We start from the raw sequence: 16,910 nt of genomic DNA on the forward strand, positions 1-16,910 counted from the left end.
CGGTCAGGCGGCTGGTGCGGTGTGGTGCCGGACGGTGATGGTCTGCTCCTCGGTGAACTCGATCAGCCCGTCGTGGCCGCTCTCCACGCCGATGCCGGACTGCTTGCGGCCGCCGAAGGCCACCTGCGGGGTGAGGTGCATGATCTCGTTGACCCAGACGGTGCCGGCGTCGAGCCGGCGGGCGACGGCGAGCGCGGCGTCGGGATCGGCCGACCAGACGGAGGCGCCGAGGGCGTACTCGCCGGCGTTCGCCCGGGTCACGACATCGTCGACATCATCGAAGCGCAGCAACGGCAGGACGGGGCCGAACTGCTCCTCACGTACGATCCGGGACTCCTCCGGCGGATTGTCGACCAGCGTCACGGGAACGAAGAAGCCCGGGCCCGGCTCGGGCGTTCCGCCGGTCAGGAACGTGTACCCCTGTCGTCGGCAGTCCTCGATCAGGTCGAGCACGGTCTCGTACTGCCGACGGTTGGAGATCGGGCCGAGTTGAGTGCCCTCCTCCATCGGATCACCGATCCGGACCGTGGCGGCGTACGCGGCGAGGGCCCGGGTGAGTTCCTCGTAGATGTCGGCGTGGATGTAGACCCGCTTGGCGGCCAGGCAGATCTGGCCGGTGTTGCTGAATGCCGCCCAGAACAGCTGCTCCGCCATGCTCGGCACATCCACGTCGGGCAGCACGATGGCCGGGTCGTTCCCGCCCAGCTCAAGGGTGACTCGGGTCAGGGTCGGTGCCGCGCCGGCCATGACCGCGCGACCGGTCTGGGTGGAGCCGGTGAAGCTGACCTTGTCGATGCCGGGGTGTCCGCTGAGCCAGGAGCCCAGGTCGCCGCTTCCCGAGACGACGTTGACCACGCCGGCCGGCAGTACGTCGCGCAGCAACTCGCCGAGCCGCAGGGTGGAGAGCGGGGTGAACGTCGAGGGTTTCACCACCACGGTGTTGCCGGCCAGCAGTGCCGGCCCGAGCTTGAAGGAGAGTTGCCCGATCGGGTAGTTCCACGGCGTGATCGCGGCGACCACTCCCAGCGGCACCCGCCGGGTCACCGACAGGCGCTCGGCGCTGTCCTCGTTCACCGCTTCGGGCAGGGTCAGGGCGGCGGTCTCGCGCAGCCAGTAGCTCAACCCGGCCACCTCGGCCGTCGCCACCGCCAGCGCCTTGCCCTGCTCGGCGGTGACGAGCCGGCCCAGCTCGACGAGGTGGGCGTCCACCACGTCGGCCATCTGGAGCAACAGCTTCTGCCGCTGTTCGAAGGGGACGGCGGCCCAGGCGGGCGCGGCGGCGCGGGCGGCGGCCACGGCGGTGTCGAGTTCCGCTCGGGTGCATTCGGGGGCGGACCCGACAACGGACTGGTCGGCAGGGTTGATCACGTCGAACGACGACCCGCCGGAGACCGCGGCCCCGCCGATCGTCATGGTCAAGTTGGTGGTACCGGTCGACAACTGCGACATGGAAGGACTCCAGTGAGGGTGGGTGCGGCGACGACATCTCGTCCCCGAATCCACCCTCGCGCTCTTCGCCCGGCCCGAGAAGGCCGCGTCTTCCGGGGAGCACGGCACCCTGGCACGCCTGCGACCAGGGACTCTAGGCTGGTTGACATGCGCAGCGGCAATGCTCTTGGGGAGTTCCTCCGGGCCCACCGCGCCCAGGTCGAACCCCAGGATGTCGGGCTCCGCGGGGGCGGCGACCGTCGGGTGCCCGGGCTGCGCCGCGAGGAGATCGCCGTGCTGGCCGGGGTGAGCGTCGACTACTACGCCCGCCTCGAACAGGGCCGGGAGCGCCACCCGTCGCCGCAGATACTCGAGGCGATCGGACGGACCCTGCGGCTCGCCCCGGACGCGCGAGGCCACCTCTTCCGGCTCGCCGGGCTGAATCCCAGGCTGGGCCCGGACAGTTCCCGTGACCTGGTCCACCCCGCGCTACTGCAACTGCTGGACGCCTTCCCCGCCTCGGCCGCCTACGTGCTCAATCCCGCATTCGACGTGCTCGCCACCAACAGCGTCGCGGCGGCGCTGCTCGCCCCGTTCGCGGGCACGACCAACACCAACATGGTGCGGGTGCTGTTCCAGCACCCGAAGGCACGCTCCGTCTTCCTGGACTGGCCGACCCTGACGGAGAACACCGTGCACGCCCTGCGCCTCAACGCCGGGCTCTTCCCCGACGACCTGGAGATCCAGGCGCTCGTCGCCGACCTGCGGCAGGCCTCGCCGGAGTTCCGCTCCCTGTGGGCCGACCAGACCGTACGCGGCCTGACCCGCCTGTTCAAGGTCTTCCACCATCCGGACGCCGGGCGGATCGAGCTCACGTACCAGACCTTCGATGTCCGCGACGCTCCCGGTCAGCAACTGCTCGTCGGCACGCCGGAACCGGGCAGCCGCAGCGCCGAGGCGCTCGCCTACCTGGCCGCCGTACACCCGTCCGCCTGAACGGAGCGCGGCCCACGCCGCTAGTCCCGCCCGGCTCCGGAACCTGCCGAACGTACGCCTCTCGGTACACGGCACCGGCCGTACCAGCGGTTTGAGACGCACGTCACTCCCGATGGAGAACCTGGAGCGGGGCGCCGGTCGTCTAGCCGGATGTGAGTGGACGTGACACGGCGGGGGCACCCCAGCCCGACGATGAGACGCTGGTGCGCCGCATCGCCCGGGGTGACGATGCCGCGTTCGACGAGTTCTACCGCCGTACCGCTCCGTGGCTCGCCGTACGACTGCGTCGGCGGTGTGCCGACGACGACGTGGTGGCCGAGGTGATGCAGGACGCGTACCTGGCGGTGTGGCGCGCGGCGGCCGGATACGCGGGGTCGTACGCCGGGGGTAGCGCCGCTGGCTGGCTGTGGACCATCGCGGCGCGGCGCCTCGTCGACGCGTACCGGTCGCGGGCCCGGCGGTTACCTCCGCCCACCGGTCTACCCATGGCCGTCCTGACCGTTCCGGGCGCGGAGGACGAGGTCGTGGGTCGGCTCATGGACGACCCGGTCGCCAGCGCGGTGCGTGATCTCGCGCCGGAACTTCGGGAGGTGGTGCAGGCCATGGTGCTCGACGAACTCTCGGTAAGCGAGACATCGGCGCTGCTCGGGGTGCCGGAAGGCACGGTCAAGACGCGCGCCCGGCGGGCCCGGGCGCTGCTGCGGGAGGTGTTGTCATGACCGCCGGCCACGCCCCACCCGGGCTCCTTGCCCGGTACGCGACCGGTGACGATCTGCCGGTGGACGCCGTCTGGGCGTTGGAGGTGCACCTGGAGGGCTGTGCCGGTTGTCGGCACCGGCTCGGTGAGGCGGTACGCGCGCAGTCCCCCGCCGTCGCGGCCGTTGTCGACACCGTGTTCGCCTCGGTGGCGCCCGCGGTGCGGGCCGAGCCCTCGCCTCGGCGCCGCCGGTGGCCGGCGCTGCTGCGCTGGGCGGCCCCCTCGGCGCCCGCCTGGCTGGCGATGACGGTGGCCGCCCTCCTCGCGGCGATGCTGCTCGACCTGGCCGCGGCACGGGTCGGGCAGACCAGGCCATCGCTGCTGCTGCTCATCGCACCGGTGGTCCCGATGCTCGGTGTGGCGGCGTCGTGGACCCGCTCCCTCGACCCCGCGTACGAGTTGGTCGCCTGCACCCCGCGCGCCGGGCTCGGCCTGGCGTTGCGCCGTACCCTCGCGGCGCTCCTCGTCGTCATGCCGCCGCTCGCGGCGGCCGGGGCGGTGGTCGGCGCGGCGCCGGTGCGCTGGCTGCTGCCGAGCCTCGTGTTCGTGGTCGGCGCGCTCGCGCTCGGCGCGTTCATCGGAGTCGGCCGGGCGGCCGCCGCCGTCACCGTCGGGTGGCTCGGCGCTGTGGTGGCGCCGAGCCTGGTCCGGTCGCGGATGCCGGTCGCCCTCGACCCCCGCAGCACCCCGGTCTGGGCGGCCTGTGCCGTGCTCGCCGTCGGTGCCGTCCTGCTCTGGCGCGGCGCCTTCCAGCGCGACGCCAGCCATCGATAAGGAGATCACGTGGTACGCACAGTGAGCCCCGACGAAACAGCGCCGACGACGTACGCCTGGCCGGTCCAGGCGCAGGAGCTGCGCCTTCGGGCCGGGCGACATACCGCCGTCGAGGGACTCGATCTCGCGCTGGGGATCGGCGTGCACGGGCTGCTCGGGCCCAACGGGGCCGGCAAGACGACGCTGATCCGGGCGCTCGCCACCGTGCTGCCGCCAGCATCAGGTCGGCTGGAGATCCTCGGGCAGCCCGTCCATCGCGGCGGGGACCTGCGGTCGGTCCGGCGCGCACTCGGGTACCTGCCGCAGGACTTCGGGTACTACCGCCGATTCACCGTCCGGGAGTTCCTCGAGTACGTCGCGTGGCTGAAGGAGATGGCGCCGCGCGACGTACCGGACGCGGTGCAACGGGCGATCGACCGGGTGGGGCTCACCTCGCGGGCCGGCAGCATCATGCGGTCCCTGTCGGGTGGCATGCTGCGCCGCGTCGGTATCGCACAGGCGATCGTGAGCGAACCGAGCCTCCTGCTGCTGGACGAGCCGACCGTCGGCCTCGATCCGGAACAGCGGATGAGTGTTCGAGCGATGCTGCGCGACCTCGGCCGGGACAGCTGCGTCGTGGTGGCCACGCACCTGGTGGAGGATGTGGCGGCGGCGTGCACCGGCGTGGTGCTGCTGCACGAGGGCCGGTTGGTCTTCCAGGGGGTGCCCGCCGACCTGACCCGCGCCGCCGGTGCGGAACCCGAGGCCAGCGGCGACAGTGAGATGGAACGCGGGTACTCGGTGCTGATGGGGCGCCACCGCGAGCAGGGTGGTCGGTCATGAGCCACCGGATCGCCTGGATCGAGCTGCGCCGCTCGGCCGCGCCGTGGGTCGGTCTACTCGCCGCTCTCCTCGCCTGGGCCCTGGCGGCGGACCCCGAGCGCTGGGATGGACTGTGGATGGCGACGGCTGTCGCGCACCACGGCAACCTGTGGATGTTGTGGCCGTTGGCCCTGGCTGCCGGCGCCTGGCAGGGGCGGCGCGACCACTCGGCGCGGATGACCGAGCTGGTGACGTCGACACCGCGCCCCGGTGCCGGCCGGATGGCCCCCGGGGTGGTGGTCCTCGTGGGCTGCCTCGTCGGCGGGTACACGCTGGGCCTGCTCGACGGGCTTGGCCGCGCCGCGCTGACCGCCTCGTACCAGCCTTCGGGTTGGTACTGGCCGGTCCTGGTCGGCGCCCTCGGCCTCGCGGCGGCCGGGGTGCTCGGCCTCTGGCTCGGCCGGCTGATGCCGTCGCCGCTGACCGCGCCGCTGCTGGTGGTCGGTGGGCTCGTGCTGGTCATCGGCCCGCAGCTGCTCTGGGAGGGGACCCGCTCGCCGGCGTTGCTGCTGACCCCCGGCTATCTGGGGCCCACCGACGAGTACTCGGCACCGGACTGGCGCACCAACGTGGGGCAGGCGGTGTGGTTCCTGGCTCTTGTCACCACGGCTTGGATCTTGCTCGTCGCCGGTACGCGCCGGACGAGGTTCCTCGCCGTGCTGCCAGCCGTCGTCGGCCTCGCCGTCGCCCTGTCCGTACTACCTCCCCTCGACCGCGCTGCCCCGCACGATCCGCGCGCGGTCGAACTGGTCTGCGCCGACGGGGAACCACGGGTGTGCGTCACCCGGCTGTACGAACCGGTCCTGCCGCAGCTCGTCGAACCGGCTCGGCGGGCGCTGACCGTACTGGGCCGGCTGCCGCACCCGCCGACCTCGGTCGTCCAGGAGACCGGCCGGTACGGGACCGACGTCGAACAGCGCCGTGACACGGTCCACCTGAGCATGACGGTGTTCAGCGACGGGACGATCAGCAGCGGTCCGGGCTCGGTCGAGGAGGCGATCCTCGACGGCGCCGGCACCTGGGCATGTGGCGCCGCCGACGACGACACCGACGCGTGGACCCGCATCGACGCTGCCCGCGTCGCCGCCGGACTCTGGCTGCGGGGCGCGGACGCCGCGCCGGAACTCACCTGGACGCCGGTCCGCGAGCTGGCCGACCGGGCGTTGGCCACCCTGCGCACGCTGCCCGTGGACGCGCAGGTGGCCCGGGTGGCCGCCATGCGCGAGGCCGCCCTTGAGTGCCGGCCGGACCTGTACGACGTGCTCACCACTCCCTGAGGCCGCGCCGAGGCTCACGCTCGACCCTCGGGATGGGTGCCGCGACCCGGTCTCGGTGGGCCGGCAGGGCCGTTCGGTGGGATCCCACCGAACGGCCCTGCCGGATCGGGCACCGGGTCAGGCGCTGGGTCAGGCGCTGGGAAGCCGGTCGCGGTGGTCGCGAATGAACCCGGCGATGCCCCGTGGCGGCCGGCCGACCGCGCCGATGATCAAGTCGACGACGAGGAACGCGAGCAACGGAACACCGAACAGCGGCAGCACCCAGCCGATCGCGAAGACCACGGGCACACCGACGGCGAACACCCAGGTTGGAAGCTTCCGCCAGGCACCCCGGGAGACCGGCGGCGCACCGACAACAGCCCGCCGGTCGGCACGGGTCGGCCGGCGCTGCCACCACATCCGGTAACCCCACACGATCACACAGAGCAGTCCGAGCGCGAGTGCGGCCAACAGGATCTGGTTCGCCGGGCCGAACAGGATCGCCATGTGCGCACTGACACCCAGACTGCTCACCTTCGCCAGCAGCGGCCAGTCGGCGAAGTCGCTGCGGGCCGCGACCAGGTCAACCCCGTCGCGGACAGGAACAACAGACCGACCACAAGCCACACCCCGGTGCTGGCGTGCCAGCCACGGGTACGCCGCACACCCTTGCGGGCGGCGAGATCCGGCAGCACCAACCGGCGCACCCTCCCCGTGACACCCCGCTGGCGGCGCCACCACAACGCCAACCCACCGAGGGCGATCACCCACAGCCAACTCGCCGCCAACTCCGAATAGTGCCGCCCCGCCACACCCAGATGCAGATTGCGGTGCAGGTCGTCCAGCCAGGTCCGCACCGGTGTGTACCCGAACCAGGTCGTCAGCTGCCCCTTCACCTGCGCCGTGTACGGGTCGACGTACACGCTGTGCTGCTTCTCCCCGAGTTCCGGGGAGGTGAACACCACCTGGGTGGTGGCGTCAGACGCTCCGACGGCGACGTACGAGAGCGTGCCGTCAGGATGGGTCGCCCTGGCGGCGGCCACCTGCTCCGCCAGGGGCCGGACCGGTTGGCCGTTGGGCTCGGCCCGCAACTCGGTGTCGTAGATGATCGCGTCGAGCTGTGGGGTGAGCGTGTACGCCAACCCGGTCAACGCCGCCACGACGAGGAACGGCGCCACCAGCACACCGGCGTAGAAATGCAACCGCAGCAGCAACGCGCCCAGCCCGGAGGACCGGCGCGCCGCAACCGGCTCGTCCGAGGCGACGGGCGACGGCGCTTGCCGAGGCTGCTCGGCCTGGGCGGAGGTGATGGACATCGGCTCCCCGATCGAACTCGCGCGGCCTCGTACACCGGTCTCTGATCCTGGTCAAGGCGGCGCCCGCAGATCCCCGTCTGCCGTGACCTCGCCGGATGCAGACGGCTACCGGCGTCCGTTCAAGTAGTCGATGTCTGCCGCACGGAAGTTCCCGGCCTCTCCGTAGCCGACGGAACCCTCTCCCGTCATCGCGCCGGCGCCAGTCCCGGCGACCGCGCGACTGAGGCCACGCCGGGATCACCAGCGCTCCCGGGAACCCCTGCCACCTGGCCCGACCCGCCCCGGCCGGGCTTCCCTTGGATCGTGGGCGAACCGTCCCGATGTGCCTGACCGATCGGTCAGGCATACTGACGCGGACGGAGGTGATCGTGCAGTGACGCGCAACCACACCCGGGAGGACATCCTCTCCGAGGCCGCCAGGCTGTTCGCGCGAGCGGGCTACAAGGGCACGTCCCTGCACGACATCGCGGTGGCGGTGGGCTGCTCGAAGGCAACGCTGCTCTACCACTTCTCCAGTAAGGACGCGCTACTCGCGGCGCTCGTCGAGCCCGCCATCCAGGAGTTGCGGGCCCTGGACACGCGTCTTGCCACACTCGACGGTGAAAGCGCCCGTGCCGCGGCCGTCGACGGCTTCGTCGACCTGGTGCTCCGGTACCGCCGGCAGGTCACCCTCGTCTACGACAGCCTGCAGGCCACCGAGATCCCCCGGTTCGCCGGCATCGACGCCCTATCGGAACGCCTGGTACGCGCGTTCGCCGGTCACTCCCCCGACCCGGTCGACGACATCGCCGCGCGGGTCGTCCTCAGCGGGATCTGCACCGTCGTCATCGAACACGCCGACCCCGACGGCATCGACCTCCGCGACGCACTCACCACAGTGGCCGAGCGGGTGCTCCGACCCCGAACCCGACAAGAAAGCTGACATGGCAACCATCCTCTACCGGCTCGGCCGGGCCTCGTTCCGCCGCCGCCGGCTCGTCGTCGTGCTCTGGCTCGTCGTGCTCGCCGCGCTGGGTGGCTCGGCCGCCGCGTTCATGGGCGAGACATCCGACAAGATCTCCATCCCCGGCACCGAGTCGCAGCGCGCCCTCGACGCCCTCGCCCGCGAGTTCCCGGAGGCGTCCGGGGCTACCGGAGCGATCGTGCTGGCCGCGCCGGAAGGACGGCAGCTGACCGACTACCGCTCCGTCATCGACGACCTGGTCACCGAGGCCGGACGGCTGTCCGGCGTGGTCGGCGCGGTCAGCCCGTTCGACGCGAGGTCCGTCTCGGTCGATGGGCGCTACGGGCTGGTCCAGGTGCAGTTCGCCGAGCGGGCCGACGGCGTCACCGAGCCGCAGCGCACCGCGTACGAGGAGAGCGGTGCCGCCGCACGGGCCGCCGGGCTGCGCGTCGAGCACGGCGGGGAGGTGATGTCCGCCCAGCCGGAAATCGGCAGCACCGAGGGTCTCGGCGTCGTCGTCGCGCTCGTCGTTCTGCTCATCACCTTCGGCTCGCTCGTCGCCGCCGGCATGACCATGCTGACCGCGCTGATCGGCGTCGGGGCCGGCATGGCCGGCCTGTACGCGCTCAGCGGCGTGGTGTCGCTGACCAGTACCGCTCCGGTCCTCGCCCTGATGCTCGGCCTGGCCGTCGGTATCGACTACGCGCTGTTCATCAGCTCCCGCTACCGGCAGAACCTGCTCGATGGCCACGAGCCCGAGGAGGCGGCCGGCCGCGCTGTCGGCACCGCCGGCTCCGCCGTCGTCTTCGCCGGCGTGACCGTGGTCATCGCCCTCGCCGGGCTGGCCGTGGTGAGCATCCCGTTCCTCACCACCATGGGCCTCGCCGCTGCGGGCACGGTCGCGGTCGCCGTCCTCGTCGCGATCACGCTGCTGCCCGCACTGCTCGGCTTCGCCGGCCGCAAGGTGCTCTCCCGTGCCCAGCGCCGCGCCGGCATCGCCGCGGCGTACACGGAGGGCTTCGGGTTCCGCTGGGCGCGACTCGTCATCAAGCTGCGCGTACCGGTGATCCTGGTCGCGATCCTCGGCCTCGGTGCCCTCGCGCTGCCCGCGGCCGACATGCGGCTGGGCCTGCCCGACGCGACCGCCGCGCCGGTCGGCACCCCGGCCCGCGACGCCGCCGACCTCACCAGGGAGGGCTTCGGCGCCGGCTTCAACGGCCGCCTCATCCTCGTCGTGTCGAGCGACAGTCCCGCCGCCACCGCGACCGCGGCGCAGCAGGTCACCACCGCGCTACAGGGTACGGAGAACCTGCTCGCGGTCACTCCGCCGAACCTCAGTCAGGACCAGAAGACCGCCCTGCTCGCGGTCATCCCCACCACCGGCCCCACCGACACGGCCACCGAGACGCTGGTGCACGCCGTCCGGAAGAAGGCCGGTACGGTCGACGGCGCCAACATCGCACTCACCGGTCAGACGGCCATCGGCATCGACGTCTCCGAGAAGCTCTCCGACGCCATGCCCTGGTACCTGCTGCTCGTCGTCGGCCTCTCGGTGCTGCTGCTCATGCTGGTGTTCCGATCGATCCTCGTGCCGATCAAGGCGGCGCTGGGCTTCCTGCTCACCGTCGGCGCCACCTTCGGCATCACCGTCGCCGTGTTCCAGGAGGGCCACCTGGCCGGCCTGCTCGGCGTAGACACCCCGGGGCCGCTGGTCAGCTTCCTGCCGATCCTGCTCATCGGCATCCTGTTCGGCCTCGCCATGGACTACGAGGTTTTCCTGGTCTCCCGGATGCGCGAGGACTTCGTACACGGCGACACCCCGCGCCAGGCCACGATCAACGGCACGGGCCACGGCGCCCGCGTCGTCACCGCCGCCGCCCTCATCATGACGTCGGTGTTCGCGGGCTTCGTTCTGGTCGACGACCCGGTGATCAAGAGCATGGGCTTCGCGCTGGCACTCGGCGTCGCCATCGACGCCTTCATCGTCCGGATGACGATCGTGCCCGCGGTGATCTCACTGCTCGGCCACGCCGCGTGGTGGCTGCCAGCCTGGCTGCACAAGGCCCTGCCGAACGTCGACATCGAGGGCGAGGGGCTACGCAAGCAGCTCACCGTGGAGCCGCAGCGGGAGACCGTGAGCGTCTGACCCCGCACGACGACGGCAATCGGCGCAGTACCGGCCGGGGCCCGAGGCGTCCGCAAACAGGCCGCTCTCGGTGCCCCGGCCGGTCGCGCTCATGCCACCCAACGGGTCGCCCAGCAAACGAAACCGATCGGGTACCAGGTACGCCTCGTATACTCCCAGCTATGGCACATCCGATCCCACCCGTGGACGACACCGCCCCGGCATTGTGCGGACAGGGGCGGGAACTGGTTCGGGACGTACTCGAGCGGATCGGCGACAAATGGTCGGTGGTCATCATCTGCCAACTGGGCCACACCACGAAGCGGTTCAACGAGCTTCGCCGACTGAGCGAGCCCATCACCCAACGCATGTTGAGCGCCACGCTCCAGGGGCTGGAGCGGGACGGTCTGGTCACCCGTACGCTCCGGGACACCAAACCCCTCCGAGTTGACTACGCGCTCACACCGCGCGGCCTCAGCCTTCTCGCCGTCGCACAGAACCTCGCCCGATGGGCGGTGGACAACGCCGCCGGTATCCAGGACTCACGGACCGCCTTCGACGCCCGCTAGGGTCCACGTTCGAAGACGCGTCTCTCCAGGTAGCGCCGCTGCTGGGCGTGGTCGTTTCCACACCTTCCTATCGGTGCCCTACGGGCGTACGCTCCGTGGTGGAGCGCCGGGAAGTCTGGTCGGCAGTCGCACTGTCGCGTCGACCGAGGAGAGCTCCCGTGGACACGTCCGCCATTCGCACCGAAGGTCTCAGCAAGCGCTACGGCCGAATCCTCGCGCTCGATGCGCTCAACCTCACCGTGCCCGCCGGGTCGGTGTTCGGATTCCTCGGTCCCAACGGTGCAGGCAAGTCCACCACCATCCGGCTCCTGCTCGGCATGGCCCGCCCGACCGCAGGGTCGGCCCGCATCTTCGACACCGACTCACGAAACGTGCGCGTCGCACACCAGTCGTTGGCGTACGTACCCGCAGACGTGGCGCTCTGGCCAGGGCTGACCGGCGCGGAAACCCTCGAACTACTGGGACGCACCGGCCCCGGTTTCGATCACGAATACCGCGACGAACTGGTCGAGAGGTTCGCGCTGGACCTGTCGAAACCCGGCCGGACGTACTCGACCGGCAACCGGCAGAAGGTGGCACTGGTCGCCGCGTTCGCCACCCGCGCACCGCTGTTGGTGCTGGACGAGCCGACCAGCGGCCTGGACCCGCTGATGGAACGGGAGTTTCAACGCACGGTAGGGCAGGCCCGCGAGCGGGGACAGACGGTGTTCCTCAGCTCCCACCAGCTCGCCGAGGTCGAGGCCGTCTGTGACCGGGTGGCGATCCTGCGCGCCGGCCGGCTCGTGGAAATCGCTGACGTCGCCGACCTGCGGCGGCTGCACCGCAGCCAGGTCGAGGTCACCTTCGCCGGCACGGCCCCACGGTTGGCCGGGGTACCCGGCGTCGAGACAGTCGAGGTGGTCGGACCGGCCCGGCTGCGCTTCACCCTCACCGGCCCGCCAGCACCCGCGCTCCGGGCCCTGGCCAATGCGGACGTGACAGCCCTGGAAGTTCATGAACCGACGCTCGAAGAGATCTTCCTCGACTACTACAACGAGGTATCCCGGTGAACGCCGTCGACACACGGGCCGCGCGGGTGCCGCCGGTCACCGTACGTCCCGCCGCCGGGCGCTCGGTGACCTGGCTGGCAATCCGGCAGGTACGGCGCAGCGCCGGCATCGTGATACTGCTCATGGCCGGCACGTCAGCCATGGTCGCAAGCACGTACGCCGGCACCGTCGGCGACGCCATGGACAGCGCCTCCCTCGCCGCACTGGCCGAAAATCCGGCCATCCGTACGTTGTTCGGTGAACCGGTCGCCCTGCACAGTGCGGGCGGTTTCACCGTATGGCGCACCGGCACCGTCCTCGCCGTTCTGGTCGGAGTATGGGCTCTCCTCGCCTCGACGCGGGTGACCCGGGGCGAGGAGGACGCCGGCCACTGGGACCTGCTGTTAGCCGGTCGGATCTCCCTGTCCAGCACCGTGATGCGCCACGCCGGGGTGGTTGCCACCGTCCCGATGCTCGCCGGACTCGCCACGACAGCCGCGCTCACAGCCGCAGGCACCCCGGCGACCGGAGCCCTGCCTCACGGGGCCGGTGTCGCACTGGTCGGCGTGTTCTTCGCCGCCGCCGGAACCCTCGCCGCGCAGATCCTGCCAACCCGAAGCGCGGCGAGCGGGGCCACGGTCGCGCTGGTGGGCGCCGGGCTACTCAACCGGATGGTCGGTGACGGCGTCGACGCGTTCGGTTGGCTGCGTTGGCTGTCCCCGTTCGGGCTCATCGCGCTCTCCCGGCCGTACGAGGCCAACCGAATCCTGCCACTGGCGGTGCTGGCCCTGGCCGCGTTCGCACTGCTCGCCGCCATCCCCGCGACCACCGGAGACCGCGATCTCCGGGGCGGCTGGCTCGCTCCCCGGACGGGCCGCGCCCCGCGGGCGGCCCTACTCGGCTCGATACCGGCGTTCGCCATCCGGCGCCTGCTGTGCCCCCTCACCGGCTGGGCCCTCGGCATCGGCGCCTACTACCTGCTCATCGGACTCCTCGCGGTCTCCATGACCGATTTCCTCGCCGACAACAGACAGTTCGCCGACCTCGCCACGCAAGCCGGGTTCGCCGGACTCGGCTCGGTCGAGGGATACGCGGCGGCGATGTTCGGACTGCTCGCCATCCCCGTCGGAATCTTCACCGCCGTACGCATGGCCGCGACCGTCGACGACGAAACCAACCGCCGGCTCACCCCGCTGTACGCCCAACCTGTCACCCGGCTGGTACTACTCGCCGCCGAGGCCGCCGTCACGGTATCCGGTGCGGTGATACTCACCGCCGCCGCAGGACTCGTGACGTGGACGGGGGCGTCCACCGTCGGCGCACCACTAGGGGTGGACGCGGCACTCGCGGGAGCCTTCAACGTCCTTCCGGTAGCCGGCCTCTGCGTGGGCGCGGCCATCTTCGCCGTCGGCTGGCTACCCCGCGCCGTCGCGCTCATCGGCTCCCTACCCGCCGCAGGTGGATTTCTCCTCCAGGTGATCGTCGACAGCACCGGAACGCCGGACTGGATGGGCACGGTGTCGCCGTTCGCCCACCTCGCCTCCGTCCCGGATGTGGCACCCAACTGGCCAGGAACCACCGGGATGCTCCTCACCGCCACCGCGCTCGCCACCCTTGGCGTACTCGGCTACCAACACCGAGACCTACGAGGATGAGCCGATGGTCGGCGACGGTGCGAACCCGCCGTAAGCACCTCGCAAGAATTCGCCACCCCTGGTCGCTCCGGACTGTGGCTAGGCTGGACCGATGGCGACGAGCAACGTTGGTCCGACCAGCCCAGACGGAGATCATTAGTGACGCAACGGGTGCTTGTGGTCGATGACGACCGTACCGTCAGCGACGTGATCTGCCGCTACCTGGAGCACGCCGGATACCAGGTCAGCCACGTAGGAGACGGTGCCGCCGCCCTGGCCGCCGTCGCGCGGCAGGCACCACATCTGGTCGTACTCGATCTGATGCTGCCCAGGGTGAGCGGGCTGCAGGTCTGTCGCGAACTGCGGGAACGGCCGGACGCCCTGCCCATCGTCATGTTGACCGCGCTCGGCGACGAAGCCGATCGGATCCTCGGCCTTCAGCTCGGCGCGGACGACTACCTGACCAAGCCGTTCTCGCCGCGCGAGCTGGTGCTCCGCGTGCAGTCCGTGCTCCGTCGTGCCGGCGGCGGCCCGGACCCCGGTCGGCCCGAGGTCCTGACCGACGGCGGCCTGGTTCTGCGGACCGGCCCCCGGGTGGCCCGGGTGGACGATACCGAGATGGCCTTGACCCTGCGAGAGTTCGACCTGCTCGCGCACTTCATGCGGCACCCGTCCCAGGTGTTCACCCGGGCCGAACTGCTGGAGCGGGTCTGGGGCTGGAACTTCGGTGACCATTCGACCGTCACCGTGCACGTGCGGCGGCTACGGGAGAAGATCGAGGCTGATCCGGCGGTGCCGCGCCGCATCGTCACGGTGTGGGGTGTCGGCTACCGCTACGAGCCAGCGGATGCGTGACCTCGCGCTGATCTTCGTGATCGCCCTCGGCGCGGCGGTTGTCGTCGGCTCCGCCGGTGCACTGTTGCTCCGCCTGCTCCGGCGCAGTTCGATCACCGTGCACCTCTGTGTGCTGCTCGCCGTGACCGTGGTCGCGGTCGTCGTCGGTGTGGTCGCGGTCGCGGTCGCGATGTTCCTGTCCCCGCACGATCTGCAGGTGGTCCTGATCACCGTCGCGGCGGCAGCGACGGTGAGCCTCGCCATGGGTTGGCATTTCGGGCGGAGACTTGCGGCTGCGGCGGTCTGGGCGGACCAGGCCCGAGGTCGGGAGCGGCATCTCGAAAAGGGGCGCCGGGACCTCGTCGCCTGGGTCTCGCACGACCTGCGCACCCCCCTCGCCGGGTTGCGGGCGATGGCGGAGGCGCTGGAGGACGGGGTCGTCAGCGACCCGGAAACGACCGGGGAGTACCACCGACGGATCCGGACCGAGACGGACCGGATGACCCGGCTCGTCGACGACCTGTTCGAGCTGTCCCGGATCAACGCCGGGGCGCTCGCGCTCTCACTGACCGCCGTCCCGCTCGGCGAAGTCGTCTCGGATGCGCTGGCCAGTGCCGCGCCGCTGGCCGCCGCGCGGCGGATCCGGCTGGTCGCCACCGAGGCGGGCTGGCCGACCGTGTCGGCCAGCGAACCGGAACTGGCCCGGGTGGTGGGCAATCTCCTGGTGAACGCGGTCCGTTACACGCCGGAGGACGGTACGGTCCGGATCGAGGCGGGGCGCGAACGCGATTCCGCCTGGTTGTCCGTCTCCGACACCTGCGGGGGAATTCCGCCAGCGGATCTGCCCCGCCTGTTCGAGATGGCGTTCCGGGGCGAGCCCGCACGCACTCCCCGTCAGGCGAACGGGGGCGCCGGAGCCTCGGGGGGACTCGGGCTGGCGATCGTGCACGGGTTGGTCGAGGCGCACGGTGGTCGGGTGGAGGTGCACAACACCTCCGACGGGTGCCGATTTGTCGTCCGACTGTCGGCTGCCTGATCCGTGGGAAACCGGGTGCTCACGCTCAGGTGGCCTTCAGTTCCGCGGCCCCGAACGAAACCGCGAAGCGTTTGCACCAGATCGAGACGCTGCGGAAGGCCGTCGGATCGATCGACGGCGGAAGCTCGTACACCTGGTCACCGCGATTGCCCTTGAGTCGTGCCACCTCGAACCACTCGCCGTCGTCAAACAACCGCCACCCTGCCGTACCCGCGACCACCCGCTGGTCGGTCAGCCAGACCCTCAGGTCCGGCCCGTTCGACGTGTCAAGATCGTGCAGTACGAGCAGGTTCCGCCCGTCGGGCTGTCGAATGACCTCCGCGCGCCCGGTCGTCGCGTGCTCGTGAGTGATGAAGACACCTGCGGCCGTTACCCGGTTCGCTGGCGGCGGGGCGGACGACGGACCAGCCGTAGCTGTGCCGGACGCACCGGGCACCGGGTTCGTCGTCACCGCCACAGGGGGTAGCGCGTCATCGACACGGGTCTCCGTGACCAGCTTCCACGGCTGAAACCAGTAGAGGCCGAACGCCGTCACGATGCCGAGAAGCGTCACACCGGCCCAGGCAAACGGCGACCGGAAGGTCCGTTTCAACATTCGTCGAGGATACGGCGGGGGCATCCACCGAAATCACCGTCGCAGATTGCGAAAGTCTTACGGCCCGCCACCGGGTGGCGTGCACGGGAGGTCCGCACTGGACACCTCGGCCCGGTCCCGCCAGGCCGGTCAGGGCGAACACACCCCCTGCGGGGGAAACAGGAGCAGTTCGCCAACTGCATCGGCATGGAGGGCATCACCGCCTCCTGACCGACGTACCGAACACCGCTGGCCCCGGTCCGCGACCGGGGCCAGCGGAAACCCTCCCGTTCAAGGTCACTCGACCGGGTGTCCGCCAGCACACCGACGCCCGGAGTCGGTACCGCTCGTCGTTCGTTGGTCCGGGTATGGCTCCGACGCCGTTCCGGAAACTCCCGAGAGATCGACCTTCCCGGCCCCTGGATACCACCGGGTCGATCCTCCGGCCCGCCTGTCGAGGCCCGGGACCTGGCCACAGCCCCAACCGCACTGTCGCGAGCGGAGCTCTCCCCGCTAATCCCGCACGTGCAGTTTGAGGTGACGCAGCTGTGCGCAAATCAGTGATAGGGACCGTGTTCATAGCCTTCTCCGGTTGCGCCGCGGCCTCGATGGCAATGGCGGCGACCCACCGGGAGACCGGCCTCGGTCTGGGCCCGGCATGGGCATGGATACTGACCGGCTTTCAGGTCAGCGCTCTCCTGGCCGTCGGGCGTGGTCTGGGAGTCGGCTGGCTGATCGGCGCGAGTGTCCAGGTGTGTTGGGTAACGTACGCGATGCTC

16 protein-coding genes are annotated in these 16,910 nt (G+C 70.9%); 12 read left to right on the forward strand and 4 right to left on the reverse strand.

The genetic code is table 11. From position 1 onward, the window contains the following. Nucleotides 1–3: 3 nt before the first annotated feature. Nucleotides 4–1,413, reverse strand: coding sequence for an aldehyde dehydrogenase family protein (locus BDK92_RS03390; protein ID WP_121161571.1), 1,410 nt, complete (start codon nt 1,411–1,413; stop codon nt 4–6). Between the two features lie 183 nt (nt 1,414–1,596). Between BDK92_RS03390 and BDK92_RS03395 the strand changes: the two genes are divergently transcribed. From BDK92_RS03395 to BDK92_RS03415, 5 genes are all read left to right on the forward strand, one after another. Then, nucleotides 1,597–2,424: a helix-turn-helix transcriptional regulator gene (locus BDK92_RS03395; protein ID WP_121154489.1), complete on the forward strand. Its 828-nt coding sequence runs from the start codon at nt 1,597–1,599 to the stop codon at nt 2,422–2,424. A 200-nt stretch (nt 2,425–2,624) separates the two neighbouring features. Next, nucleotides 2,625–3,143, forward strand: a complete 519-nt coding sequence (locus tag BDK92_RS03400) for an RNA polymerase sigma factor (RefSeq protein WP_246017474.1) — start codon at nt 2,625–2,627, stop codon at nt 3,141–3,143. Then, a complete protein-coding gene (locus BDK92_RS03405; RefSeq protein ID WP_121154493.1) occupies nt 3,140–3,955 on the forward strand; it encodes a zf-HC2 domain-containing protein in 816 nt (271 codons plus the stop codon). Before BDK92_RS03400 ends, BDK92_RS03405 begins: the two co-directional genes overlap by 4 nt. Before the next feature lie 9 nt (nt 3,956–3,964). Further along, the gene (locus BDK92_RS03410) at nt 3,965–4,777 is read left to right on the forward strand and encodes an ATP-binding cassette domain-containing protein (RefSeq protein ID WP_211349043.1); all 813 of its coding nucleotides are present in this window, start codon (nt 3,965–3,967) and stop codon (nt 4,775–4,777) included. Then, nucleotides 4,774–6,093 (forward strand): hypothetical protein, encoded by a 1,320-nt coding sequence (locus BDK92_RS03415; protein WP_121154497.1) that lies wholly within the window; start codon nt 4,774–4,776, stop codon nt 6,091–6,093. Before BDK92_RS03410 ends, BDK92_RS03415 begins: the two co-directional genes overlap by 4 nt. Before the next feature lie 129 nt (nt 6,094–6,222). On the opposite strand, the gene BDK92_RS40970 is transcribed toward BDK92_RS03415, so the two are convergent. Then, nucleotides 6,223–6,606: a PepSY domain-containing protein gene (locus tag BDK92_RS40970; RefSeq protein ID WP_342775801.1), complete on the reverse strand. Its 384-nt coding sequence runs from the start codon at nt 6,604–6,606 to the stop codon at nt 6,223–6,225. Then, nucleotides 6,603–7,388, reverse strand: coding sequence for a PepSY-associated TM helix domain-containing protein (locus BDK92_RS03420; RefSeq protein WP_342775802.1), 786 nt, complete (start codon nt 7,386–7,388; stop codon nt 6,603–6,605). The genes BDK92_RS40970 and BDK92_RS03420 overlap by 4 nt, the downstream gene beginning before the upstream one ends. A gap of 373 nt (nt 7,389–7,761) precedes the next feature. Between BDK92_RS03420 and BDK92_RS03425 the strand changes: the two genes are divergently transcribed. The 7 genes from BDK92_RS03425 (at nt 7,762) to BDK92_RS03455 (ending at nt 15,557) form a co-directional block, all read left to right on the forward strand. Continuing rightward, nucleotides 7,762–8,310, forward strand: a complete 549-nt coding sequence (locus BDK92_RS03425; protein WP_170208465.1) for a TetR/AcrR family transcriptional regulator — start codon at nt 7,762–7,764, stop codon at nt 8,308–8,310. A gap of 1 nt (nt 8,311) precedes the next feature. Continuing rightward, complete coding sequence (locus BDK92_RS03430; RefSeq protein WP_121154501.1) at nt 8,312–10,477, forward strand: MMPL family transporter; 2,166 nt, start codon at nt 8,312–8,314, stop codon at nt 10,475–10,477. A gap of 161 nt (nt 10,478–10,638) precedes the next feature. Next, the gene (locus BDK92_RS03435; RefSeq protein WP_121154503.1) at nt 10,639–11,025 is read left to right on the forward strand and encodes a winged helix-turn-helix transcriptional regulator; all 387 of its coding nucleotides are present in this window, start codon (nt 10,639–10,641) and stop codon (nt 11,023–11,025) included. Nucleotides 11,026–11,183: 158 nt separating this feature from the next. Beyond that, on the forward strand, nt 11,184–12,074 hold the full coding sequence (locus tag BDK92_RS03440; RefSeq protein ID WP_246016767.1) for an ABC transporter ATP-binding protein: 891 nt from the start codon (nt 11,184–11,186) through the stop codon (nt 12,072–12,074). After that, nucleotides 12,071–13,708: an ABC transporter permease gene (locus BDK92_RS03445; RefSeq protein ID WP_211349045.1), complete on the forward strand. Its 1,638-nt coding sequence runs from the start codon at nt 12,071–12,073 to the stop codon at nt 13,706–13,708. The genes BDK92_RS03440 and BDK92_RS03445 overlap by 4 nt, the downstream gene beginning before the upstream one ends. 138 nt (nt 13,709–13,846) lie before the next feature. Next, a complete protein-coding gene (locus BDK92_RS03450) occupies nt 13,847–14,542 on the forward strand; it encodes a response regulator transcription factor (RefSeq protein ID WP_121154507.1) in 696 nt (231 codons plus the stop codon). Further along, complete coding sequence (locus BDK92_RS03455) at nt 14,535–15,557, forward strand: sensor histidine kinase (RefSeq protein WP_121154509.1); 1,023 nt, start codon at nt 14,535–14,537, stop codon at nt 15,555–15,557. Before BDK92_RS03450 ends, BDK92_RS03455 begins: the two co-directional genes overlap by 8 nt. 25 nt (nt 15,558–15,582) lie before the next feature. Here the strand turns inward: BDK92_RS03455 and BDK92_RS03460 are convergent, their stop codons facing one another. After that, nucleotides 15,583–16,152, reverse strand: a complete 570-nt coding sequence (locus BDK92_RS03460) for a DM13 domain-containing protein (RefSeq protein WP_121154511.1) — start codon at nt 16,150–16,152, stop codon at nt 15,583–15,585. Nucleotides 16,153–16,910: the final 758 nt, after the last annotated feature.

This window comes from Micromonospora pisi, assembly GCF_003633685.1.
Classification (GTDB): Bacteria; Actinomycetota; Actinomycetes; order Mycobacteriales; family Micromonosporaceae; genus Micromonospora_G; species Micromonospora_G pisi.

Bases quoted from the DNA above. Each gene is read 5' to 3' on its own strand.
- BDK92_RS03390 (WP_121161571.1), bottom strand. From the start codon at position 1,413: ATGACGATCGGCGGGGCCGCGGTCTCCGGCGGGTCGTCGTTCGACGTG.
- BDK92_RS03395 (WP_121154489.1), top strand. From the start codon at position 1,597: ATGCGCAGCGGCAATGCTCTTGGGGAGTTCCTCCGGGCCCACCGCGCC.
- BDK92_RS03405 (WP_121154493.1), top strand. From the start codon at position 3,140: ATGACCGCCGGCCACGCCCCACCCGGGCTCCTTGCCCGGTACGCGACC.
- BDK92_RS03415 (WP_121154497.1), top strand. From the start codon at position 4,774: ATGAGCCACCGGATCGCCTGGATCGAGCTGCGCCGCTCGGCCGCGCCG.
- BDK92_RS03420 (WP_342775802.1), bottom strand. From the start codon at position 7,388: ATGTCCATCACCTCCGCCCAGGCCGAGCAGCCTCGGCAAGCGCCGTCG.
- BDK92_RS03430 (WP_121154501.1), top strand. From the start codon at position 8,312: ATGGCAACCATCCTCTACCGGCTCGGCCGGGCCTCGTTCCGCCGCCGC.
- BDK92_RS03435 (WP_121154503.1), top strand. From the start codon at position 10,639: ATGGCACATCCGATCCCACCCGTGGACGACACCGCCCCGGCATTGTGC.
- BDK92_RS03455 (WP_121154509.1), top strand. From the start codon at position 14,535: ATGCGTGACCTCGCGCTGATCTTCGTGATCGCCCTCGGCGCGGCGGTT.
- BDK92_RS03460 (WP_121154511.1), bottom strand. From the start codon at position 16,152: ATGTTGAAACGGACCTTCCGGTCGCCGTTTGCCTGGGCCGGTGTGACG.